Here is a 22962-nt window from a genome sequence, read left to right as displayed (position 1 = left end):
TGCGCGCGCGCGCCGAAGATCAATCCATTCAGCTGTCCGATGAAGCGCGCACCGCGATTTTGGATAGCGCGTCAGAAATCGAAACGCGCCTTGGCATTGAAGCACCAGTTGAGGTCCAGTCGCGTCCAAAGCAACAGTCCAGGCCAAAACTATTGAGCCGCCCGATTGCCAATGAGCTGAAAGGTCGCGGGATCAAGATACAACCCGCGTCTCCCATCGGGGAGGAGCTGCGCGCACGGGGCATCACGCCCAGGTCGGCCCCCGGATTGTTCTCAACCAGCGGCGTTCGAGATTTGGACAACCTGCCCGCTGCGGAATTCGGAGAATACCGGTATGCCCTGGGCGAAGATGGAAACGGTTACCTGAACCGTGACGCGATCATTGATGCGCTGGAATCTGAGGTGCGAGGAGCCCCCTTGCGCGTTGGGCAACAAGCTGAATTGCAGATTGCGCAAGATGCCCGAGAAGCGGAAGAGCGTTTCCGCAGTTCTGAACCCGACCCCGACCCGATCGACTTAACCGCACAGCATGGCGCCACCGCATTCATCGCACGCCCGGAAGAAGATATTTCCACGCCCGATGAAAGGTATGGTATTGTCGTGTCCAGCGTTAATGGCACATTGTCTGAAACTGGACTGGCCGAGACGTTTTCGCAAGCCGAGCGCCAAGAGCTGATCAGCCGTTTGGATGAAGCTGGCGGTAGTGTTGAAGATGCGATCTGGTGGCAGATCCACAGGAGTGTTGAAAACAATGCAGAACCCGAATTCGCCGAGCAATCTGGACTGGTTGAACAATCCGGAAACGCCGAAACAGCACGAAGCAGTGAACCTGTTCAAGCGGTTCCGGCAGATCGAAATGTCACCGAACAGCTCCCCGGATCAGAGGGCGGAAGCCAAACGGCAAATGCAGAAGATCAATTCTCTGATGTCGGCGAAGCGAGCCCAAGTTCATCAGGAGAACTAAGTTCTCAAGGTTTCCAATTTGAAGACACTGACGCTGGGCAGCAATCCATTGTTCCAGGCGCGGAACAAAGCGTAGAGCGGAGCGCAGAGGCACGCTCAGCCGATGAGGCGCGTTCCATTTCGGCGCGCCAACAACAAAGCCGTATTAGCACAGCGGTGGAGCAAGAAGATGCTGGCCCGCTCTTTGATGATCAATCGCAGCTGAATTTGGATGTGGCACCTGCGAAGACGCTCAAACAGGCGTCGGCAGTTGCGCGGGGTCATGCTCCAGCGCGCAGGCCAGCATCATCCTTTTCTGAGGCCAGGGCAGCGGTCCGCGAATTTCAAGGCAACGAAATCATCAACCGAGACAGTGGTATTTCAGCTGTCGTCTCACGCAATGCTCTGGATAAGATGCTCAGTTCGAAAGCTGTGAACCAGTCTGAGAGCGCCCCTTCCCATTCCCTTGCTGTCGCCAATATCGACGCTTTGTTCGAAAACTCGATTCATGGTTGGGTAAAAGACGACGCCAAAGGTGAACCCTCAATCAAAGGGATACACAGGTTCTTCGCGCGCCTAGACAAGCCTGATGGTGGAGCGTCAATGGCGAAATTGACCGTGAAAGAGACGGTTTCGGATCAAAAGCAGAATCCACTCTACACGATCGAGGCGGTTGAGTTTTTGGAGGATGGCTCCTCGGCGGCTACGTGGGTGGCGTCAGCTCTCAAAACTGATGGTAAGGAACTGCCGGACATCCTCTCCGCCGAGGACATCCTTAATGTAGCCAGAAGTGTTGAAGAATTCAATTCACGACCGTCAAAACTGGATCAAGAAAAGCTCCAAGATGTCGTGGACAATCTTCGATCGCGCCTGGATCAGCTGGTAATCCGAGACGTGGATCTATCACTGGACAAAGATCTTGACGAGCAAGGCTCCACAACCATCGGAAAAGATGGGGAAATTTCAATTCTCATTGGCAAATCTCTTGATGGTTTGCACACGGTCAATCACGAGGCCATTCATGTGCTGCGCGCGCGCGGCCTTTTCAAAGATAGCGAGTGGAATTCGCTCACCAAGCGCGCTGACCAAGAATGGATCAAGAAATACGACATCGAAGAGCGCTATCCAGATCTCGATCGGGATGCACAGGTGGAAGAGGCCATAGCTGAGGCTTTCGCCGACTTCGCCTCGGACCGTAAGAATGTGCCAGATGCGCCAAAATCATTCTCAAAGATAAAACGGTTCTTCCGGGCGTTGAAGGAGGCCTTGACCGGAGCAGGCGTCACCAAACCTGAGGACATCTTCACGGCAGTGGATAATGGCGAAGTGGGCGCGCGCGCTGACGAGGGCAGCAGACCCGGCGAGACCAAGTATCAACGCCAGATCCGGATCCAGAAACCGGTGCAGGGTTTGTTCGGGCAACCACAGCCCCTGCACATCCCCGATCGCTCCGTTTGGGACGAACTCGCCAAAGGCGGCAATGGCGTCTGGGGAAGATTGTCCGGCGGCGCGGCTGCTGCCCATGACAAGATTGACCGGGCACGGATCATTTTTCAGGACCGGTTCTTGCCTGTCCTCAGGGCGCAGGAAGCGATCGAGCGCGCCACCGGCCGCCCGCTGCCGGAAGGAATGCAGCCATATCTTGCGGAAGAGACCTTCAGCGGGAAGGTGGGGCGCCATCTCTTCGAAGTGGATGAGGACTTCGCGAAACCGATCATCTCTTTGCTCGCAGACAGCAAGGGAAAGGTCACGGTTGATACTGTCGGACAGTTGCTGACAGCGCGCCACGCCGAAGAAAGAAACGCTTACATCGCATCTATCAACGATCAGCTGCCAGACGGCGGTTCTGGCATGTCTACAGCAGATGCAAAAAAGATCCTTGATGACGTGAAAAACGGACCTCATGCGGCGACGTACCAAGAAATTGGCGATCTGATCGACCAGCTGAGCGAGAGAACGCTTGATCTACGTGTTGATGCGGGCCTGATGAAGGCCAGCGATGCAGCTGTGTGGCGTGCCCAATACAAAGCCTATGTGCCTTTAAAAGGCTTCGCGGAAACAGATCACTATGACGCAATGCTCGAAACCGAAGGGGTAGGCGGCCGATATTCCACACGAGGCCCTGAGAGCCGCCAAGCTCTGGGCCGTAAGAGCGAGGCGTTCAATCCTCTGATTGCCGCAATCACACAGGCACAGGAGGTGTCTGTGCGCGCGGAAAAGAACCGTGTGGGCAAATCTCTCTTTGATCTGGTGTCTCAGCACGAAAGCGCAAACCTGTGGTCCGTGCGCCAGGTGGAAATGAAGCGGTATTTCAACAAGGCGACCGGTCGGGTAGAGGAACGCGCGGTAGGTCCGGCGGCGCAACGGCTGGAGCCAAACGAACTCGCCGTGAAAATCGACGGTAAAGAGCGTCGCATCATGTTCCGTGATGAGCGACTGGCGCGTGCGGCCGGAACGATCGGCGCTGACCAGATGAACGTGATCATGCGCGTTATGTCTTCGGTCTCACGCTACTTCTCGGCTGTGAACACGATGCTTGATCCTGAATTCGTGGTGCGCAATGCGTTCCGAGATATTCAAGCCGCGCAGATCAACATCCGCAATTTCGGGAAGGAAGATCGCAACCGGATCGCAAAGGCGATGGTGCGCGATTGGCGAAAGGCATTTGTTGCGGTCTACCAAGGGCAGGGCAACAAAACCGATACCGAATGGACCAAATGGTACAAAGAGTTTGAGGAAGCCGGGGGGAAGGTCTCCTTCTGGCAGCTTGACCAACCCGAAGCCGGGAAAGATGATCTGGCGCGTCGTGTACGGCTTGCCAGCGGCAACAAAGCCGCGCGCGCGCTCAAGGTAGCCACTTCTCCATCGGCGCTGTTCTCGACGCGAGACAATAGCCTCCTGTCTGGTGTGGAAAGATTGAACCTGTCGGTTGATAACGCGATCAGATTGGCGGCCTACGTGGAAGCCAGAAAAAACGGCTGGTCAAAATCGAAGGCTGCGAGCCTATCAAAGAACCTGACCGTGAACTTCAATCGCCGCGGCACGGCGGGTGCAAACCTCAACGCGATCTATCCGTTCTTCAACGCAGCTGTGCAGGGTTCGCAGGTTCTGATCCGGGCGATGACCAGCCGACGCATGGCCAAATACGCTGCAGGCCTCGTGGCTTATGGCGTCTTTGAAGACGCAATCAATGCTGGCCTCTCCGAAGAGGATGATGACGGCGAGCTTGCGTATGACAAGATCGCGGATTGGAAGCTGGAGATGAACTTTGTGATCATGGCCAGCGGCGGTGACGCGGCGACGATCCCAATGCCCTATGGTTACAACGTGTTTCCGTATCTTGGAAAACAGATCGGGAAGGTGCGGCGGGGCGTCAAAGAGCCAGGTGAAGCGTTCGGTGACGTTTTCTCAGCCGTTTTCTCTGCTTTCTCTCCGATTGCTGTTGACCAGTCAGACAATGCGGGCCTCAGCGCAGTGAAATTCTTGTCTCCGATGGCAACGGATACACTGATTGAAACCGCGACGAACCGCGATTGGTTGGGGCGCCCTATCCGTCCGGAGAACCCTTTCAACGATTATGGGCCAGATGCTTACAAGCATTACGCTTCGGTCACGGATCTGGGGAAATTTGTGGCTGAAGGCTTGAACCGGGCAACTGGAGGGAACCGTGCCCAGTCGGGAGCTATCGACATATCTCCGGAATACATCGATCACATCATGGCGTTCGCTACAGGCGGCGCCGGCCGTTTTGCCGGGCGTGTTTCGGACACTACCTCAAAGCTGCTGAGCGGCGAATTCGACATTACGGAGAGCCACCGGATACCGGTTGCGCGCAGTGTCCACACTGGAACGGGTGTTTGGATAGACCGCGACCGGTATTACCGTTTCAGGACAGAAGTTCTTGAGGCTGTGGAAGGCATCAAAGTCGAGCAAGACACCGGCGATCGTGTCAGCGACGATATGCGCGAGATGGCGTCCCTGTCCGGGGATCTGAAACTTGCGGACAAACAGCTCCGCAAAATCCGGCAGGAAAAACGTGCAGCCGGTGGCTCAGCAACCAAGGCACAGCGCGATGATTGGGCACGCAGAGAAGGCCAAGTGGCCCTGAGGTTCAATCGAAAGTTCATCAACAAACTCGGATCTCAGGCCGAATAAGCCCGTCCATCAAAAAGGAAAACCCAATGGTGTATGACCCGTTTGCGGATCGAAAACGCGATCTTGATAGCCCTGCTTTCAGACACTTTGAAATCACACCAGCCGACGGGGTTGCTCTCCCCATCCGCCCTCGGGTCCTGCGCGTGACCTCCGCGGGCACCTTGGCGCTTCGTGACGAAAGAGGGACCGTCCTTTCTTACACTGTGGTCGCTGGCGAAACGCTTCTTTTCTCGCCGGTCAGTGTCGAGGCCTCGGGCACGACAGCGACCGTTGTTGGGTGGCTCTGATGTTAGGTTTGGCGCTCAGCATCGCGAATATTCTGCTTTTGCGTCCTCTCGCCGCGATCACCCGCCTTTTGCGCAACCAGGACGGCACGGTCACCCTGCAATCCCTTGAGGCTGTCGCTGCGCTCCCTACGGCCCGTAACAATGATGGCACGGTCACTGTTGGGGCGATCGATGCCCCTGCCGCGACAAACGGCTACAGTCGGCCGATTGTCATCTTGGGTGCGTCCAATGATATTGGCCCCGACGACGGGCCAAATGCCGTTCTGACTGCTGAAGATGACGATGCCCGCCTGCGCTGGCTGGATCCGGCAAACGGGCAGCTTCGTGATCTTGATCATACCTTGGGTATCCCGCGACCGGGTGGCGAGAGCTTTAAAGCAACCACCCCCGCCATCAGCTTTGCAAAAGCACTGGCGGATGCGGACACAAATGACGTGATCTATGTCCTTGTTCCGACGGCCGTTGGCGGTCGAGGCATTTCGCGCGGCGGAACCATTGACGGGCAGGGACCGTGGCATCCGGACGGAACAGACCCCGCGTGGGACATTGGCGGCAATGGGCCGGACAGCCAAGGATTTGGCGCATTGTACAACGCCCACGTTTCGGGAAACTGGAAGAACGCGACAGATGCGGCCATTGCGGACACGTTCCCTGATCGGACGGTTTTGCCGCCAATATTCCTTGGCCATCCTCTGAACGAAAACGATGCAGACGAAGCGGACTATGCGATGCTTCTAGACGCAACCCGTCGATGTGTCACCGGAATTCGCGAGGCGTGGGGGTATCCGGATGCGCCTTGGGTGTCATTTGGTGGTCCGCCACAGTGGACATATTTCGGCATCCCAAATCGCGAGAAGATCACCGGTATCAACGCACAACTGGCACAGGAACTTCCAAACGTCGCTTTTGTGGACGGTGTCGAGGGGCATCAGCACGAGCTGGAAGACATTCACTACAGCAACAGCGGGTGTCGCCTACTTGGGGCCAGGATGGCGCCTGCTGTTGCGGTGGCCGACGCTCGCACTACCGCTCCAAACGCCTGGGTGGATTGGATAGACCGCCTGACAAATCGTCCAGATCGTTATGTCGGCCTATATCGCGGCTTGTCCACCTATGATGGTCCGGCTGTGCGGGTGGCACGCCGCCCGCAATGATGTGTGCGCTGCAGGAGCTTGGGCAATCCCGCCTCGCAGGATCGACAAGCGTATTTGGGGCGACAGGTGACAATCACGCGGAACTGGGCGGGGATGATATCCAGCCGTTCGCTGACATCTTCGCCAATGACATGACGCTCAGTTCCGCAGGCGCAGGATGGCTCGGGTTCAATGACCACTTCCACCCGCTCCAGATGTTTGGGCAATGATCCGCGATTGGTTTGGCGAGGTTTTGGAGACCGCATGGGTGCTGTGCGTTCATCGGCTTCCACCTGCGCGATGGCGGTCTCGATGTCTTCGAGTTCCAGCTCGTATTGGGCAGTGTCGATCTTCTCGGACTTGGCACCAAAGAGAGCTTTCTTCAACGACGCAACCAGAGCTTCGAGCCGCGCATTCTGATGCCACTGCGCGCGGATGATCGCCCTCAGTTCAGCAATGTCTCCGCCACAATCCGCGCCTTCTGATCCGTCGGCCACTTCCGCTTGCCGTCCGAACGCCGAGGTACATTCGCCAGAAACGCGCTTATAGCTCCCATCGAGAAATTCCCCCAAAAACAATGAGGACTCTGAAACGCAGATCAGGCGATATGCCGTAAGCGTGGGGCGGAAACACCGCTTACTGTGAATTCAGAACCAGCCAAATATCCAACGACAGAGCCTAGACCGCCGTTGGGTTGGATGTAACCTGACGCGTCAGAGCTTGCCGGTTGTGGCCAGTAGATCCCAGGCAGATTTCAGATACTCCGCCTTGAAAGTATGACCGCCGTCAAAGGTGCAGTAGTTCAAGATATCACCAGCCGCGTTCGCCTGCGTGTCACAGGCCAGTTCGCCCAGAGACGCTTTGCCGGTGTCGGAAAACGCACCGTAGCGGCCGTACATCTCTAACACGTCCGAGACACTGCCCTGGTGGGTGTCCAAAACCTTGCGCCCTTCCAAGGGGACAATCTTGTCAGTGGTGCCGTGAATGTGGATGACGTTGGCGGGCGGAGTGTCGCAAGTCAGCGGTTCCGGCTGCCAGAATGTGCCCGACATCGGCACGAAGCCTGCGAATTTCTCACTGCGGTGACAGGCGAGGTTCCACACCATCATGGCGCCTGCCGAAAAACCGGTGAGCATCAGTTGGTCTGGGTCGACGGGGAATTTCGCGGTGACATCGGCCAAAACCGTATCATAGTAGGCCAGCTCATCCACATCGGGGTCGGTGACGCTGGAGGGCGCGCCGGGGATCGACCAATCATCCTTGGCAGATTTGGTGGCAATCAGCGCCACGCCCAAATCATCCGCCAGTTGGGTCAGATTGGAATTGTTCATCGCGCCTTTGGCCGTGCCTTTGTAGCCATGGGTGAAAATGATCGCGCCGAGGGGGTGAGAGGCATCGTGCCCGGCCGGCATGTGGATGCGGTAATGACGGTCGCCGATTTTGCAGTCGGTCTGCGCTCCGCAAGCGATGGATTGACTGGTGAACGCAAGCGTTGCAAACGCTGCACATGCGAAAATTTTTGTGACCAAAAGAACCTGTTCCCCTTCAAATACGACCGGCCTCGACTGGATGTCCGACACGGCGAAGATCACGTGGGTTGTCCCGCGCGAGGGGGTCACAGGTCAATTCACCTTTCTGTGGGAAAATATGTCAGTTGGCGTCTGGGGCGCGTCAGGCGTTGAGAAACGCGCGCGCCGCCGCCTCAAACTCGCGCGGTTTTTCTGCGTGCAGCCAATGGCCAGCGCCGGGTATTTTGGCGAATTTTGCCTCTGGAAACAGCGATTTGATCCGGGGGCGGTGTTCACGCTGCACATAGTCTGAGGTTGCGCCCGCAAGAAACAGGGCAGGCCCGTCCCACTGGCCGCGGATCTCTTGGGGAAAGGACAGCACCAGCGGCATCTGATCTTCCAGCGTGTCGAGGTTCAACCGCCAGCGTTTGTTGGCGACATCCAGCGACTGGGTGAAAAAGCTTTGCAGCGCTGGGTCGACGCCAGCGGCAGAAAGCTGTTCCTCGGCCTGCGAGCGGCGTTCCAGATTGGCAAGATCGACGGTGCGCATGGCTTTGATAAATTGGATCTGGCTGTGGGTATACGCCACGGGCGCGATATCGGCGACAAGAAGGCGGCGGACTTTACCGGGATGTGTCAGCGCCAGGGTCATCGCGGCCTTGCCCCCCATGGAATGGCCGATCACATCCATCTGGCCACCGTGGGCATCAACCACCTCGGCCAGATCATCGGCGAGTTCTGGATAGCTGTGGGTGTCCGTCCAGGGGCTGAAGCCATGGTTGCGCTGATCCACCGCAATGACTTGCCGGGTGTCAGACAGGCGTTTGGCAATCACCCCCCAATTGCGGGCCGAGCCATAAAGCCCGTGCACAATCAACAAAGGAGGGAGGTCGGTGGCGGTTCCATGAGAGATCGTGTTCAGCATAAGGGCGTGATAGCTTTGATTTGAAACAGGAGCCAGTGTTTTTCACCGGCGTTTTCCCGGTGGCCGCGATTGAAGCGCGCAGGAGCTGCTGATAGGGTGCGCCAAGATTTGGGCGAAGCAGGGCACTCCCACATGGCGCAGGATTTGGTTGCAGAGATTGAAGAGCTTCATGGCTTGTTACGCAGCCGAGAGGGTGGGCGCGGCGATCTTGAAACCGTGTTGAAAAAGCGTCGCCGCCAGTTGCCGCGCAGGATCTATCGGCAGGGGTTGAAACTTGCTGCGGCGCTGCCGTTGCTGGCGCATCCAAAGTTGCAGATGACCGTGGACCAGGCACCCTTGCGCAAGGCCGCCAAAGAAGTGCGCGGGCATTTGAAAAACATCAATGTCGCAGACCGACGTCGAGGACGGGTACTGGATGTGCTGGGCAGCATGGGATTTGCGGTTCTGGCCGTTGCAGTGCTGTTGATTACTGTCCTGCGTTTGCGCGGGTTCGTCTGAAAGCCGACCACAGGCGCTCCCGCCCCTTTGAACGTTTTCAAAGAAAACCCCCAAAGCGTTGGGCGTGGCACCGCGCTATTGCGCGGTGCAGGCGGCGTTCCTTTGACATAGCATTTCTAGAAGATAAGTTTGGCATGTGCCCGGACCGCATCGTGGCCCGTAGGGACGCGATGCGATGCCCAAGGCCTGTGGCATCGCATCTTTGATGCGAGGTCAGGGCGCGGGAGTGCCTGTTTTCTGGCCCTCCAGATCCTACAAAAGACAAAGTGAGACATGCCAACAGAAAACCGCCGCCCTAAGAGAAGGGCGGCGGTTGAATTTTCGTGGTTCTGCGAACTTTAGTGGTTCGGGTACAGCGGGAAGCGACTGCAGAGGTCGGCGACTTTGGCGCGAACTTCCGCTTCGACTTCTGTGTTTCCGTCGTCGCCGTTTGCGGCCAGACCATCAACAACTTCGACAATCAAGCGGGCGATCTCGCGGAATTCTTCCTCACCAAAACCACGGGTGGTGCCTGCCGGTGTGCCCAGACGGATGCCCGAGGTTACGGTGGGCTTTTCCGGGTCAAACGGGATGCCGTTTTTGTTGGTGGTGATATGCGCGCGGCCCAAGGCTTTGTCGACGATATTGCCGGTGACTTTCTTGGGGCGCAGATCCACCAGCATCACGTGGGTGTCGGTACCGCCGGTGACGATGTCCAGGCCACCTTTCATCAGCTCATCCGCCAGCGCAACTGCATTGGCGCGGACTTGCTTTTGGTAGGTCTTGAACTCAGGCTTCAGCGCTTCGCCAAAGGCTACGGCTTTACCAGCGATGACATGCATCAGCGGGCCACCTTGGATGCCGGGGAAGATGGCAGAGTTGATCTTTTTCGCCAGATCCGGGTTGTTGGTCAGGATCATGCCGCCACGTGGGCCACGCAGGGTTTTATGGGTCGTGGTGGTCGCAATATCCGCGTAAGGGAAAGGCGAGGGGTGTTCACCGGCGGCAACCAGACCCGCGAAATGCGCCATGTCGACCATCAGGAACGCGCCAACACTGTCTGCGATTTCACGGAACTTGGCGAAATCGATCTGACGCGGGATGGCGGAACCACCGGCGATGATTAGTTTTGGCTGGTGCTCGGTCGCCAGCTCCTGGATCTCATCATAATCGATCAGGTTGTCTTGCTTGCGCACGCCGTATTGCACCGCGTTGAACCATTTGCCCGACTGGTTCGGGGCGGCACCGTGGGTCAGGTGACCGCCGGAGGCCAGGTTCATACCCAGGATGGTATCGCCGGGTTGGATCATCGCCTGGAACGCGCCTTGGTTGGCTTGCGAACCGGAATTCGGCTGAACATTGGCGAATTCGCAGCCAAACAGTTCTTTGGCGCGGTCGATTGCCAGATTTTCGGCAACATCGACATGTTGGCAGCCGCCGTAATAGCGACGGCCAGGATAGCCCTCGGCGTATTTGTTGGTCAAGACAGAGCCTTGCGCTTCCATAACAGCGGCAGAGACGATGTTTTCCGATGCGATCAATTCGATCTCATCACGCTGGCGGCCCAGCTCGTTTGTGATGGATTCAAAGAGTTCAGGGTCGCGCTCGGACAGGGATTGGGTGAAGAAACCGGGATCACGGGTCGTGGTCATGCTCGCTCCGTCAGGCTGGAGGGTGAAAGGTGAAAAATTTCCTATAGGAAACATCACGGGATGTGAAGAATGTAAAGCGACATTTTAGGATTTCCCAGCGACTTCGCTGGTCTATGTCTGGTCATTCGGGAAAAGCTGTGATTGTTTTGGAACCAAACGCGTAACACCGGAAACAGAGGTCGATCCTGTGAAAATTGCCTTTTTGGCCAGTCGCGCCCCGGTGGCGCAAACCGCGCGGGCCGCATTGATCGGTCGCTACGGTGATTCCCGCCCCGAAGATGCCGATGTGGTTGTCTCCCTTGGGGGCGATGGTTTCATGTTGGAAACTCTGCAAGAGATGCTCGACCTTGAGGTGCCGGTATACGGTATGAACCGAGGCACCATCGGCTTCTTGATGAATGAATATAATGAAAGCGGATTGATCGATCGTTTGGAAGCCGCAGAAGAAGAGATTGTCCGCCCACTGTCCATGCGCGCGATGAGCCGCAACGGGGAAGAACATCTCGCGCTGGCCATCAATGAGGTCTCTTTGCTGCGCTCCGGACCGCAAGCGGCCAAGCTGAAGATCCTGGTCGATGGTCGCCAGCGGCTTGAGGTACTGGTCTGCGATGGGGCCTTGGTTGCCACACCGGCTGGATCGACCGCATACAATTACTCGGCCCATGGGCCGATCCTGCCAATTGGTGCCGATGTATTGGCGCTGACACCGATTGCAGCCTTTCGCCCCCGCCGGTGGCGCGGTGCGCTGCTGCCCAGCGAGGCCTGCGTCAGATTTGAGGTTCAGGAAGCGGACAAACGCCCGGTGATGGCGCATGCCGATTCAGAATCATTTGTCGATGTGGACTGGGTTGAAATCAGAACCGAGCAAGAGGTAACCCACCGAATTTTGTTCGATCACGGCCATGGTTTGGAAGAACGACTGATTTCTGAGCAGTTCGCCTGACGCAAGTCTCACGCCAAACGCCGCAAAACCCACTACAAGTTTCGGCCAACAAATCGATTGTTCACATTTCTACGGGGCTGCATTTGGATAGCGGTGTCGTTTTTGTTCAATGACAACATTCGTGACTTAGTTGTGCTCGGCGATAGATGTTGTACAAAAGCGACCAGCATAGTCTGTTTGCGGCGTTTGGGGATTATGCTCTCGACGCTGCGTATCAGGTTGACGAAACGTGAATATGTGTTCTGGCATCTAGTGCCACAAAAAGATGATCGGTTAACCTGAGGGAAACGCGGAAAAATGTGAGTTTCGATTTGGGATTAATTTGTCGGTTTGTCAATAAATAGAAAAGATAGGGAATAAAGATGAAATACAAAATTGCAGCGACCGCATGTGCGCTTGTTCTGCCAGGTTTTGCCATGGCCAGCGATTGTGGTGAAGTCTCCATCACCGAGATGAACTGGGCTTCTGCTTCTATCGTCACCGAGATTTCAACGTTTCTGATGACCCATGGCTACGGCTGTGATGTCACCCGCGTGCCGTCTGATACCGTTCCGGCTGTGACCTCGCTGTCCGAAAACGGCGAGCCTGACATTGTGACCGAGATGTGGATCAATGGCGGTGGTGAGGCTTACGTCAAGCTGCGCGAAGCCGGTCGTGTCAAAGAGCTGACCGAAGTTCTGAGCCCCGGTGGTGTTGAAGGTTGGTGGATCCCGACCTATCTGGCCGAAGCGCATCCTGAGCTGACCACAATCGAAGGCGTTTTGGCCAATCCCGCCTTGGTCGGCGGTCGCTTCAACAACTGCCCCGACGGTTGGGGCTGCCGGATCCTGAATGACAACCTAACCCGCGCGGTTGGTGTTGAGGACGCAGGCATCGAAATCTTTGGTCACGGTTCAGGCGAAACGTTGGCGGCCTCGTTGGCATCGGCCTATGAGGCGGGTGAGCCCTGGTTTGGCTACTACTGGTCCCCGACCAAGATCATGGGCAAATACAACATGACCCGGATCGAAATTGGCCCCATCGATCCCGAAGCACATCACCGCAACCAGACCGCAGATCGGGATGCACCTGAAGTGTCCGATTTCCCGCCGTCGCCCGTTTGGACGGTTGTCACGCAAGAGTTCGAGGAGTCGCAACCCGAAGTGGCGACTTTGATGTCCAACATCTCCTTCACCGCAGAAGAGATGTCCGGCATTCTGGCTTGGCAGGATGACAACAACGCCTCTGCAGAAGAAGCGGCTGTGAATTACCTGATCAACAACAAGTCGGTCTGGGCCAGCTGGTTGAGCGACGACGCAAAAGCCAACCTGTCGCAAATCCTCAACTAATTCGGCTAAAACGACGAACGCCCGCCAGTACGCGCGGGCGTTTGTTATTTTGGGTCATACGCAAAGGACAGATTATGGCGAGCTATGACTTTCTTTTCGACACGCTGGGCCTTCGGGATTGGTGTGAAGCTGGCAGCAGTGCCGCGCCACTTTCAATGGCGGATCTTTTGGCCCAGGGCGGCGGAGCCAAGGAGACATCCGTTTGGGATCTTCCGTTTCCGTCCATGGATGTTTTGAACGAGGCCTGCTCGAACTTTCCGAAATCGCGAGAGCTGACCAAAGGGCTCGAAGAGGGGTTTCTGGCCATCAAGGATGCACTGCGCTTTGTGCTTGATCCGATCACGCAACCGCTCAGCTGGATGTTGGACGGCGCGCTTTATGTGGCCCAGTCGGCCCCCTGGTTCGTCATCATGCCGCTTTTGTTCTTGCTGACCTTCTATGTCACCAAGTCGATGAAGCTGGTCGGATTTGTTGCCGCGTCGCTTGGCGCGCTGGCGTTTATCGACCACTATTCCTACGCGGTTGAAACCCTCGCCATCATCTTTGTCTGTGCGGCGATATGTGTGCTGTTGGGGGTCCCAATTGGCATCGCCATGTCGCGATCAGACCGATTGCAACGGATCATGTTGCCGGTGTTGGACATGCTGCAAACGCTGCCGACATTTGTCTATCTGATCCCGCTTATTTTCCTGTTCAGCGTCACCGAGAGCAAGCTGTATGGCATTGCGATCATCCTATATGCGATTGTGCCGGTGGTGCGCTTGACCGATCTTGGCATTCGTCTGGTCGACAAAGAGGTGATGGAGGCCGCGCAGGCCTTTGGCATGACCCCGCGCCAGAAGCTGTTTCAGGTGCAGATCCCGCTCGCATTGCCCAACATCATGGCTGGTATTAACCAGACCATCATGATGAGCCTTGCAATGGTTGTGATTGCATCGCTGGTCTCCGCGCCGGGTCTTGGCGTTCTGGTGCTGCGCGGCATTCGTAACCTGGAATTGGGTGTTGGCCTTGTGGCTGGGCTCGGTATCGTAGTGCTGGCCGTTATGCTGGACCGTGTCACAAAAACCGCCGTTGCCCGCGCTAATGCGGCGCAGAATCACTAAGGAGGGCGATGATGACCAACGATGTGATGATTTCGATCCGCAAGCTGTACAAGATCTTTGGCGCTGAGCCTGAGACAATGATGGACCATGTCTATGCCGGCATGGGCAAGGATGAGCTGTTGGAAAAACACGGTCACGTGTTGGGCCTGCAGGACATCAACGTCGATATGAAACAGGGTGAGATCACGGTGATCATGGGGCTTTCGGGCTCTGGTAAATCCACCCTGATCCGTCACGTGAATCGGTTGATTGACCCCACAGCGGGAGAGGTTCTGGTTCAGGGCGACAATGTGCTGGAGCTGGATGATACTGCCCTGCGCGAGATGCGGCGCACGCAGATGTCGATGGTGTTTCAGCACTTCGCTCTGTTGCCGCACCGGACCGTTCTGGAAAATGTCGCCCTGGCCCCGATTGTGCGCGGGGAGGAGGCCAAATCCTATCGCGCGGATGCCATCAAATGGCTGGAGCGGGTTGGTCTGGCCGGCTTCGAGGACCGCTATCCCCATCAACTGTCCGGTGGCATGCAGCAACGTGTGGGCATCGCCCGCGCGCTGACGTCAAATGCGCCGATCATGTTGATGGACGAGGCGTTCTCGGCGCTGGATCCGCTGATCCGGACCGACATGCAGAACCTGTTGTTGGAGCTGCAAAAGGAGCTGGCCAAGACCATCGTCTTTATCAGCCATGACCTGGATGAGGCGCTGAAACTGGCGGACCATCTGGTGATCTTGAAGGACGGTAAAGTGATCCAGCAGGGGGAGCCACAGCATATTCTGTTGCAGCCCGAAGATGACTATATCGTGGACTTCATCTCTGACATCAACCGGGCGCGGGTTCTGCGGGTACGCTCCATCATGGAGCCCAACACAGATGAGGCGATCTCGGATGAGATCGACCAGGAAACCACGTTGGAGCAGGTCATTGCGCTGAGCGGCGGGAAAACCGATGCCTCTTATCGGGTGACCAATGGAAGCGGCGCGCCGGTTGGCGTTTTGCATATGGGGCGACTGATGCAGGCGCTGGTGCCGACCCGCGCCTCCGAAGGCAAACGCACGCTGTAATTGAAACGGTGGAGGGCGGCTTAGCCCTCCATTATCTCCCACAGGGGATGACACATCTGCCCCAAACGATCCTCGATCGCTTGGGCGGCCGAAACGGCCAGATCTTCGCGCCACCGCTGCGCGATGATTTGCACGTTGATCGGCTGGGGCCCTGCAGGTCCCGTTGCCAGCCGCGCCGGCAGGCAGACCGCAGGCAGGCCGAGAAAATTCATCGCATAAGAATAGATCGCTTCGCCCAGAACCTCCTGCACCCCGTCGTGCCCTTCGGTATCGCGGCCCGGCGCAAAGAAGGGGCGGAACATGAAGGGCGACAGAACCAGCGGATACCGCGCCAGAAATTGGTTCCAATCCCGCATAAAGCGGCTGCGTTCCGACATCACCCGCAACAGATCGGTGCCGCACAGGGGGGAGAACTCCTGATAGTAGCTGGCGAAAACGTTGCGGATGGTCTCGGACCCCATATCGGTGATGTCGCGCCCCATCAGCGTTTTGACTTCCCCCAGCAAGGCGCGATACCCGATGCGCCCGGCTTCGAACACGCTGGGTGTTTCAACCTCTTCGACACGGTAGCCTGCCTCAACCAAAGCGTCTTGGGCGGCTTCTAGGGCGGCATCCACATCCGGGTGCAGGTCATAGCCATATGTCTCACGGGTCATAGCCACCCGGATGGGCCCGTCGATCGGTTTACCCTGCCACGGCGCGGGGCTGTGCAGCGGGTCGCGCGCATCTGCGGCAATCAACGATGGCATCGACAGATCCAGATCGCGCGCAGACCGTGTCAGCAATCCTTGAACAGACATGCTTTGTGCGAGCAGCCCACGCTCGCCACTTTGGCTCGGGTTCCAGGCGGGCACACGTCCCAGCCCCGGTTTCAACGTCACAGCACCGGTGGCTGCTGCCGGAAACCGCAAAGAGCCGCCAATGTCATTGCCATGTGCCAACGTGCCGATCCCTGCCATCACGGCCGCGCCAGCCCCACCGGAAGAGCCGCCGGCGGAGAGATGCGCACCCCAGGGATTTTGTGTACGGCCAAACAGCGGATTGTCGGTATCGGCGCGAAAGGAAAACTCGGACGTATTGGTGCGCCCGATGATGACGGCGCCCGCTTTTTTCAGGTTCGCCACCACAGGAGCATCCTCGGGGGCGATCAAGTCTTTGAGCGCGACAACCCCGTTCGAGGTGGCGCATCCCTTTTGGTCCACATTGATCTTGATCGTGACCGGCACGCCGTGCAGCGGGCCACAGGGCGCGCCGTCAGCGCGTGTCTTGTCCAGCGCCTGGGCGGTTTCCAACGCCTCGTCCCGTAGGGTTTCCACCACGGCGTTGAGGTTCGGGTTGACCGCATCCAACCGCGCCAACGCGTCGGATGTGATCTTTTCTGCGGTCACTGCTCCTGTGCGGGTCAACACAGTTAACCCGCTGGCGTCCAAGCGCCAGGTCTCTTGATTTTTCATGTGTTCTCTCCTCCTTCGGAGACTAGAACGCATGCTTAAGGTTGCAAGTAAAACGCGAAGAGACGCCGCGGAAGAAATCCGCGACGCGCTAAAAAGAGGCATGGGTTAATGAGGGGTTAACAGGCAATTGGCAGCCTGCGAAAAGCGCCAGTAAAACCGTTAATCTGGCGCATATCCCAAGGTTTGCAGCGCCGTCTTGATCTCGTCCAGGATTGCCGGGTCATCAATGGTTGCGGGCATTTTGAACGGCATGCCATCGGCGATGTTCACCATGGTGCCACGCAGGATCTTGCCAGAGCGTGTCTTGGGCAGGCGTTCGACCACCACCGCGCGTTTGAAGGCCGCAACCGGGCCGATCTTTTCACGCACCCGTTTGACCACTTCCTGGGTGATGTCGCTGTGATCGCGCGCGCAGCCAGCATTCAGGCACAAAAACCCGATGGGCAGCTGCCCTTTGAGCGCGTCGGTCACGCCAATCACCGCGCATTCGGCAACATCTGGATGGCCTGCCAGAACCTCTTCCATACCTCCGGTCGACAGACGGTGGCCCGCAACATTGATCACATCATCGGTGCGCGCCATGATCGAGATATAGCCGTCCTCGTCAATCATGCCGGCATCGCCCGTCTCGTAATAGCCGGGGAAGGTGGTCAGGTAGCTTTTCCGGAACCGGTCTTCGGCGTTCCACAACGTGGGCAACGTTCCTGGTGGCAGGGGCAGTTTGATCGCAATCGCGCCAAGCGTGCCTGCGGGCACCGGCTGTCCCGCATTGTCCAGGATTTCGACGTGATAGCCTGGCATCGGCACGGCAGGGGAGCCGAGCTTGGTAGGCAACTCTTCGATGCCAAGCGGGTTGGCAGCGATGGCCCAACCGGTTTCGGTCTGCCACCAGTGATCCACAACGGGGACATTCAAATGCTGCTGCGCCCAGATAATGGTATCGGGATCGGCGCGTTCCCCGGCCAGATAGACCTGTTTGAGGCAGGAGAGATCGTATTTGGTGATGCAGTCCCCCGTCGGGTCCTCACGCTTGACCGCGCGAAAGGCGGTGGGGGCGGTGAAGAAGCTGGTGACGTTATGTTCTTCGATCACCCGCCAGAAGGTGCCTGCATCGGGGGTGCCGACCGGCTTGCCTTCGAACACGATGGTGGTGTTGCCGTGGATCAGCGGGCCGTAACAGATATAGGAATGCCCCACGACCCACCCCACATCAGAGGCGGCCCAGAACACATCGCCGGGCGCGACGTTATAGATGTTCTTCATCGACCAGTTCAGCGCGACCAACTGGCCGGCGGTGTGGCGGATCACACCCTTGGGCGCGCCGGTTGTGCCAGAGGTATACAGGATATAGGCCGGGTGGTTGCCCTCAACCGGGACACATTCGGCCGGTTCCACACCGTATTGGAAGCCGTGCCAATTGTAGTCGCGCCCTTCCATCAGCTGCGCGACCTCTTGTTCACGTTGGAAGACAACGCAGAAGTCCGGTTTGTGGGCGGCCAGTTCAATGGCACTGTCCAGCAGTGGTTTGTAGTGGACAACGCGCCCCGGCTCCATTCCGCAGGAGGCGGCGATAATCGCCTTGGGGGTGGCATCATCAATCCGCACCGCCAGCTCATTTGCGGCAAAACCACCAAAGACCACGGAATGCACCGCGCCAAGGCGGGCACAGGCCAACATAGCCTCAAGCGCTTCGGGGATCATCGGCATATAGATAATGACTCGGTCACCTTTTTCGACACCTTTTGCACGCAAGGCACCGGCCAGCGTGGCCACCCGGTTGCGCAGTTCCACATATGAGATCTCGCGTTTGGTGTGGGTGATAGGGCTGTCATAAATAATGGCGGTCTGCTCTCCGCGCCCCGCCTCGACATGGCGGTCGACGGCGTTCCAGCAAGTGTTTACTGTGGCATCTGCAAACCATTCATAGAGCCCGTCTCCCGTGTCCGTGAGCGCTGTGTTTGGCGCGGTGACCCAGTCGATCCCCTTAGCGGCGTCCATCCAAAAGGCCTCTGGATCGGCCTGCCAGGTGGAATAAATATCGCGATAACCCATGGTAAATGTCCTCCCTCACTCTTGCGTAGGCGACGAGTTTGCAAACTGGCAAGCATACGCGGGGGATATGCGTAAGTTTTGTAAACGAATTGACGCATTTGGAACGGGATTTCGCGCCTATTGTGCAGAGTTTACAAATTCAGTCGGAATAATTTTGCAAAGTCGCGAAGTCTGCAAATCCTCAGGTTAACCGTGTCCCAGTTTGCAAAACATCGCGGCAATTCTCGCAATGCGTGTTGTGAGGCAGCAACCGCAGCAACCGCGTCCGTCTGATACACGCTTCAAGCGAACGTGATACGACATGAGCGGCGGCTGAACCCCGTTGCCCTATGTCTTGGGAGGAAGCCAAATCAAGTGGAGCGTTCGAGTGCCCTATATAAAGAGACTATCCTTGTGTGCAGCCATCCTTCTGTCCGGCAGCAGCGCGCTGCTGGCTGCGCCGCAGCTTTATCTGCTAGAGCGCGATGCAAGCGAAGTGGGGTTCACCTATTACTTGGATGGACGCGCCACGATGGGGCAGATGCCGGTTTCGTCGGCCAGTTTGGACATCGACCTCAATCACATAGAAAACAGTGAGATTGAGGTCACGTTGAATGCCCGTCAGGCGCGGGCTGGGTTCTTGTTTGCCACCGAAGCGATGAAAAGCGCGCAGGTTCTGGATGTGGCCCGTCACGGCGACATCCGCTTTGTCGCGCGTGATATTTCGGGAACGGTGCACAAGGCGCAGCTGCGCGGTGATCTGACAGTCAAAGGCGTGACGCAAGAGATCGTGATGGATGCGCAGCTGTTTCGCCAAAGGGGCAGTGCAGTTGCGGATCTGGACCGGTTGAGCATCTTGTTGACGGGCGAGCTGGACCGCCATGCGTTTGGGGCGGGCGGTTATGCCAATCTGGTCGGGCCCAAGATCAAGCTGCGGATCCTGGCGCGGATCCGCAGAGAGTGAGTTTGTATTAGCCGTAGTGCGCCACAGGGGTGCCGGCGATGGCAGCCATATTCAACAGACCGCGCGCGGTGACGGATGGGGTCACGATATGTGCCCGGTTACCCATGCCCATCAGGATGGGGCCGACGGCCAGACCGTTGCCCTTGGTCTTGAGGATATTGCGCACGCCAGAGGCCGCATCTGCATGACCAAAGATCAGAACATTTGCAGCGCCGGTCAGCCGGTTGCCGGGCAATAGACGGTCCCGCAAATCGGCATCAAGGGCGGCGTCGATGTTCATCTCGCCCTCATACTCGAAATCGGTGTCCATTCCATCGAGCAGGGTGATGGCCTCACGCAGACGAGCGCCGGACCCAATACCCTGGTTGCCGAATTGCGACTGTGAGCAAAAGGCGATCTTGGGCTCGACCCCGAAACGGCGCGCATGACGGGCCGCACCAATGGCGACACTGGCCAGCTGTTCGGGGGTGGGCAGGGACCAGACGTGGGTATCGGCCAGGAACAAGGGCCCATCCTCAAGGATCATCAGGGACAGGGCACCATCGGGCTGGTATGTCTCATTGCCCAGAACCTGGGTCACATAATTCAGGTGCCAGCGATACTCGCCAAAGGTGCCGCAAATCAGACTGTCGGCATCGCCGCGATGCACCATGACAGAGCCGATCGCGGTGGTGTTGGTGCGCATGATCGCACGGGCCAGATCGGGGGTGCCGCCTTTGCGGGCCATCAGCTCGTGATACGTGCCCCAATAGTCGCGATAGCGTGGGTCGTTTTCCGGGTTCACAAGTTCAAACTCGCGGTCCGGGCGGATCGACAGGCCCAGGCGCTCGCAGCGTTGGTTGATCACATCGGGACGGCCAATCAGGATCGGACGTTCAGTTGTCTCTTCTAGGATCGCTTGGGCTGCGCGCAGCACACGCTCGTCTTCGCCTTCGGCAAAAACAATGCGACGGCTGGCGGTGGCGGCGGCCTGGAACACCGGGCGCATCAGCATGGCGGATTTAAACACACCGGCATTCAGCTGGTCGCGGTAATTCTCCAGATCCATGGGGCGTGTTGCAACGCCGGTCTCCATCGCGGCCTTGGCCACGGCTTTGGCGACAACCTCGGACAGACGCGGGTCAAAGGGTTTGGGGATCAGGTAATCCGCGCCAAAGGTCAGCTGCTCGCCCTTATAGGCGGCGGCGGCCTCGGCACTGGTGGTGGCGCGCGCCAATTCGGCGATGCCTTCTACACAGGCGACCTTCATCTCTTCGTTGATCTCGGTGGCGCCCACATCCAGCGCGCCGCGGAAGATAAAGGGGAAGCACAGGACGTTGTTGACCTGATTGGGGAAATCGCTGCGCCCGGTGGCGATGATCGCATCTGGTTTTACCGCGCGCGCCTCTTCGGGCATGATCTCGGGCGTGGGATTGGCCAGTGCAAAGATGATCGGCCGGTTAGCCATTTTTGCAACCATTTCTGGCTTCAAAACGCCCGGACCAGAGAGGCCGAGGAACAGATCCGCACCATCAATCACATCCGCCAGCGACGCCGCTGTTGTGCCTTGTGCATACTCCGCCTTTTGCGGGGTCATGTCTTTTTCGCGACCCTCATAGACCAGCCCTTCGATATCGCAGAGCCAGACATTCTCGCGCTTTACCCCAAGGGTCAGCAGCATATTGAGACAGGCGATCCCGGCAGCGCCGCCACCGGTTGAGACGACTTTGATGTCCTCAAACGACTTGCCCGCAACCTTGAGCGCATTGGTGGCCGCCGCGCCAACAACAATGGCCGTGCCGTGCTGGTCGTCGTGAAAGACCGGAATATTCATCCGCTCGCGACATAGTTTTTCGACGATAAAACAATCGGGCGCCTTGATGTCTTCCAGGTTGATGGCGCCAAAGGTCGGCTCCAACGCGCAGACGATATCGGCCAGTTTCTCGGGGTCCGTTTCGTTCACCTCGATGTCGAAACAGTCGATGCTGGCGAATTTCTTGAACAGGACGGCCTTGCCTTCCATCACCGGTTTTGACGCCAGCGCGCCGATATTGCCGAGGCCCAAAACGGCCGAGCCATTGGTGACGACGGCCACCAGGTTGCCGCGTGCGGTGTATTTGGCGGCGGCGGTGGGATCCTTGGCGATTTCAACGCAGGCCTCTGCAACACCAGGTGAGTAGGCGCGCGCCAGATCGCGGCCGTTTTCCATCGGTTTGGTGGCGCGGATCTCCAGCTTACCGGGGCGCGGGTATTCATGGTAATGCAACGCGTCTTCGCGCAGGGTCTTTGTATCGGACATAACAGCTCTCCCAAACTTAGTTTAACATTAAACTATAGGCCCCTGTCTGGGAACCGGTTTTGACCCGATAGGAATAATTTTGCGCTTCTTTGTTGGCTGAAATTGACGTGTCCAGCGGTGCAGTTGGGACGTTAGCGATAACTGCATCGGGGGCTGCGTGGCGCGCAATTGTCCATACGGTCACGCCACGAGCCCCTTGCGCTTCGGACCGACTTGCGCAGACTGGGTTTTGAAGGCACATATAAAAACTGACCAATTGATCAAAAAAGACCTTTGCCGTGGGGATCTGCGGTAGATGTGGAAGGAAGCAGCATGAGTTCATCGGCAGATACCTTGAAAGCCGCAGCGCAGGCCGTACGCGAAAATGCCTATGCCCCGTATTCAAAGTTCAAAGTTGGCGCGGCGGTGCGATCCGCCTCGGGTGTGATCTATGCGGGTTGCAACGTGGAAAATGCGGCCTATCCCGAAGGCACCTGCGCCGAGGCAGGCGCAATCGCGGCGATGGTTGCCGCGGGTGAGACCGAATTGGTCGAGGCCTTTGTGATCGCTGACTGCCCCGCGCCGGTGCCTCCATGCGGCGGCTGCCGTCAAAAGTTGGCTGAATTTGCCAAAGGCGATGCAAAGATCACGCTGGCCACAATGGATGGCGTGACAAGTGAGACGACGGTGGGCGATTTGCTACCCGGATCCTTTGACGCTGATTTCTTGGATCAGGACTGACC

Annotated in this window: 16 protein-coding genes and 1 pseudogene; 10 read left to right on the top strand and 7 right to left on the bottom strand. The window is 57.7% G+C overall.

Features of this window, described 5'->3' with window-relative positions:
- The first annotated feature begins 152 nt into the window (after nt 1–152).
- Genes KMP13_RS03220 through KMP13_RS03215 form a run of 3 tightly spaced genes read left to right on the top strand, consistent with a single transcriptional unit; the run spans nt 153 to nt 6537 of the window.
- Nucleotides 153–5096, top strand: coding sequence for an LPD38 domain-containing protein (locus KMP13_RS03220; RefSeq protein ID WP_215264115.1), 4944 nt, complete (start codon nt 153–155; stop codon nt 5094–5096).
- A 26-nt stretch (nt 5097–5122) separates the two neighbouring features.
- The gene (locus KMP13_RS21055) at nt 5123–5383 is read left to right on the top strand and encodes a spike base protein, RCAP_Rcc01079 family (protein ID WP_251363658.1); all 261 of its coding nucleotides are present in this window, start codon (nt 5123–5125) and stop codon (nt 5381–5383) included.
- Nucleotides 5383–6537: a sialate O-acetylesterase gene (locus KMP13_RS03215; RefSeq protein ID WP_215264114.1), complete on the top strand. Its 1155-nt coding sequence runs from the start codon at nt 5383–5385 to the stop codon at nt 6535–6537. Before KMP13_RS21055 ends, KMP13_RS03215 begins: the two co-directional genes overlap by 1 nt.
- Here the strand turns inward: KMP13_RS03215 and KMP13_RS03210 are convergent.
- The 3 genes and pseudogenes from KMP13_RS03210 to KMP13_RS03200 form a co-directional block, all read right to left on the bottom strand.
- Nucleotides 6526–6926: pseudogene (locus tag KMP13_RS03210) on the bottom strand (IS66 family transposase zinc-finger binding domain-containing protein); the annotation flags it as partial. The gene KMP13_RS03215 and the pseudogene KMP13_RS03210 sit on opposite strands and share 12 nt — an antisense overlap.
- 303 nt (nt 6927–7229) lie before the next feature.
- Nucleotides 7230–8135 carry an alpha/beta hydrolase family esterase gene (locus KMP13_RS03205; RefSeq protein ID WP_353055675.1) on the bottom strand — a complete coding sequence of 302 codons (906 nt, stop codon included), beginning with the start codon at nt 8133–8135 and terminating at the stop codon, nt 7230–7232.
- A gap of 52 nt (nt 8136–8187) precedes the next feature.
- Entirely contained in the window at nt 8188–8949 is a 762-nt protein-coding gene (locus tag KMP13_RS03200) for an alpha/beta fold hydrolase (RefSeq protein WP_215264113.1), read from the bottom strand.
- A 132-nt stretch (nt 8950–9081) separates the two neighbouring features.
- On the opposite strand from KMP13_RS03200, the gene KMP13_RS03195 reads away from it, so the two are divergent.
- Nucleotides 9082–9447: a hypothetical protein gene (locus tag KMP13_RS03195; protein ID WP_215264112.1), complete on the top strand. Its 366-nt coding sequence runs from the start codon at nt 9082–9084 to the stop codon at nt 9445–9447.
- A gap of 338 nt (nt 9448–9785) precedes the next feature.
- Here the strand turns inward: KMP13_RS03195 and glyA are convergent, their stop codons facing one another.
- Nucleotides 9786–11078, bottom strand: a complete 1293-nt coding sequence (glyA, locus tag KMP13_RS03190) for a serine hydroxymethyltransferase (protein WP_215264111.1) — start codon at nt 11076–11078, stop codon at nt 9786–9788.
- 187 nt (nt 11079–11265) lie between these two features.
- On the opposite strand from glyA, the gene KMP13_RS03185 reads away from it, so the two are divergent.
- From KMP13_RS03185 to KMP13_RS03170, 4 genes are all read left to right on the top strand, one after another.
- Nucleotides 11266–12021, top strand: a complete 756-nt coding sequence (locus tag KMP13_RS03185) for an NAD kinase (protein WP_215264110.1) — start codon at nt 11266–11268, stop codon at nt 12019–12021.
- 362 nt (nt 12022–12383) lie between these two features.
- Nucleotides 12384–13349, top strand: coding sequence for an ABC transporter substrate-binding protein (locus tag KMP13_RS03180; RefSeq protein ID WP_215264109.1), 966 nt, complete (start codon nt 12384–12386; stop codon nt 13347–13349).
- A 74-nt stretch (nt 13350–13423) separates the two neighbouring features.
- On the top strand, nt 13424–14452 hold the full coding sequence (locus KMP13_RS03175) for an ABC transporter permease (RefSeq protein ID WP_215264108.1): 1029 nt from the start codon (nt 13424–13426) through the stop codon (nt 14450–14452).
- A gap of 11 nt (nt 14453–14463) precedes the next feature.
- Nucleotides 14464–15513: a quaternary amine ABC transporter ATP-binding protein gene (locus KMP13_RS03170; protein ID WP_215264107.1), complete on the top strand. Its 1050-nt coding sequence runs from the start codon at nt 14464–14466 to the stop codon at nt 15511–15513.
- A gap of 20 nt (nt 15514–15533) precedes the next feature.
- On the opposite strand, the gene KMP13_RS03165 is transcribed toward KMP13_RS03170, so the two are convergent.
- Nucleotides 15534–16967 (bottom strand): amidase family protein, encoded by a 1434-nt coding sequence (locus tag KMP13_RS03165; protein WP_215264106.1) that lies wholly within the window; start codon nt 16965–16967, stop codon nt 15534–15536.
- A 159-nt stretch (nt 16968–17126) separates the two neighbouring features.
- Nucleotides 17127–19019 (bottom strand): propionate-CoA ligase PrpE, encoded by a 1893-nt coding sequence (gene prpE / locus KMP13_RS03160; protein ID WP_215264105.1) that lies wholly within the window; start codon nt 19017–19019, stop codon nt 17127–17129.
- Between the two features lie 391 nt (nt 19020–19410).
- Between prpE and KMP13_RS03155 the strand changes: the two genes are divergently transcribed.
- Nucleotides 19411–19962, top strand: coding sequence for a YceI family protein (locus KMP13_RS03155; protein ID WP_215264104.1), 552 nt, complete (start codon nt 19411–19413; stop codon nt 19960–19962).
- Nucleotides 19963–19969: 7 nt separating this feature from the next.
- Here the strand turns inward: KMP13_RS03155 and KMP13_RS03150 are convergent, their stop codons facing one another.
- Nucleotides 19970–22240 (bottom strand): NADP-dependent malic enzyme, encoded by a 2271-nt coding sequence (locus KMP13_RS03150; RefSeq protein ID WP_215264103.1) that lies wholly within the window; start codon nt 22238–22240, stop codon nt 19970–19972.
- Between the two features lie 312 nt (nt 22241–22552).
- Between KMP13_RS03150 and KMP13_RS03145 the strand changes: the two genes are divergently transcribed.
- Nucleotides 22553–22960, top strand: a complete 408-nt coding sequence (locus tag KMP13_RS03145; protein ID WP_215264102.1) for a cytidine deaminase — start codon at nt 22553–22555, stop codon at nt 22958–22960.
- Nucleotides 22961–22962 lie beyond the last annotated feature (2 nt).

The organism is Epibacterium ulvae, assembly GCF_018678075.1.
GTDB classification, from domain to species: Bacteria; Pseudomonadota; Alphaproteobacteria; order Rhodobacterales; family Rhodobacteraceae; genus Epibacterium; species Epibacterium ulvae_A.
The sequence above is the reverse complement of the archived record's forward strand: the minus strand, read 5'-3'. Positions and strand labels throughout refer to the sequence as shown.

Bases quoted from the DNA above. Each gene is read 5' to 3' on its own strand.
- prpE (WP_215264105.1), bottom strand. From the start codon at position 19,019: ATGGGTTATCGCGATATTTATTCCACCTGGCAGGCCGATCCAGAGGCC.
- KMP13_RS03195 (WP_215264112.1), top strand. From the start codon at position 9,082: ATGGCGCAGGATTTGGTTGCAGAGATTGAAGAGCTTCATGGCTTGTTA.
- KMP13_RS03180 (WP_215264109.1), top strand. From the start codon at position 12,384: ATGAAATACAAAATTGCAGCGACCGCATGTGCGCTTGTTCTGCCAGGT.
- KMP13_RS21055 (WP_251363658.1), top strand. From the start codon at position 5,123: ATGGTGTATGACCCGTTTGCGGATCGAAAACGCGATCTTGATAGCCCT.
- KMP13_RS03200 (WP_215264113.1), bottom strand. From the start codon at position 8,949: ATGCTGAACACGATCTCTCATGGAACCGCCACCGACCTCCCTCCTTTG.
- KMP13_RS03150 (WP_215264103.1), bottom strand. From the start codon at position 22,240: ATGTCCGATACAAAGACCCTGCGCGAAGACGCGTTGCATTACCATGAA.
- KMP13_RS03175 (WP_215264108.1), top strand. From the start codon at position 13,424: ATGGCGAGCTATGACTTTCTTTTCGACACGCTGGGCCTTCGGGATTGG.
- glyA (WP_215264111.1), bottom strand. From the start codon at position 11,078: ATGACCACGACCCGTGATCCCGGTTTCTTCACCCAATCCCTGTCCGAG.
- KMP13_RS03145 (WP_215264102.1), top strand. From the start codon at position 22,553: ATGAGTTCATCGGCAGATACCTTGAAAGCCGCAGCGCAGGCCGTACGC.
- KMP13_RS03165 (WP_215264106.1), bottom strand. From the start codon at position 16,967: ATGAAAAATCAAGAGACCTGGCGCTTGGACGCCAGCGGGTTAACTGTG.
- KMP13_RS03215 (WP_215264114.1), top strand. From the start codon at position 5,383: ATGTTAGGTTTGGCGCTCAGCATCGCGAATATTCTGCTTTTGCGTCCT.
- KMP13_RS03170 (WP_215264107.1), top strand. From the start codon at position 14,464: ATGACCAACGATGTGATGATTTCGATCCGCAAGCTGTACAAGATCTTT.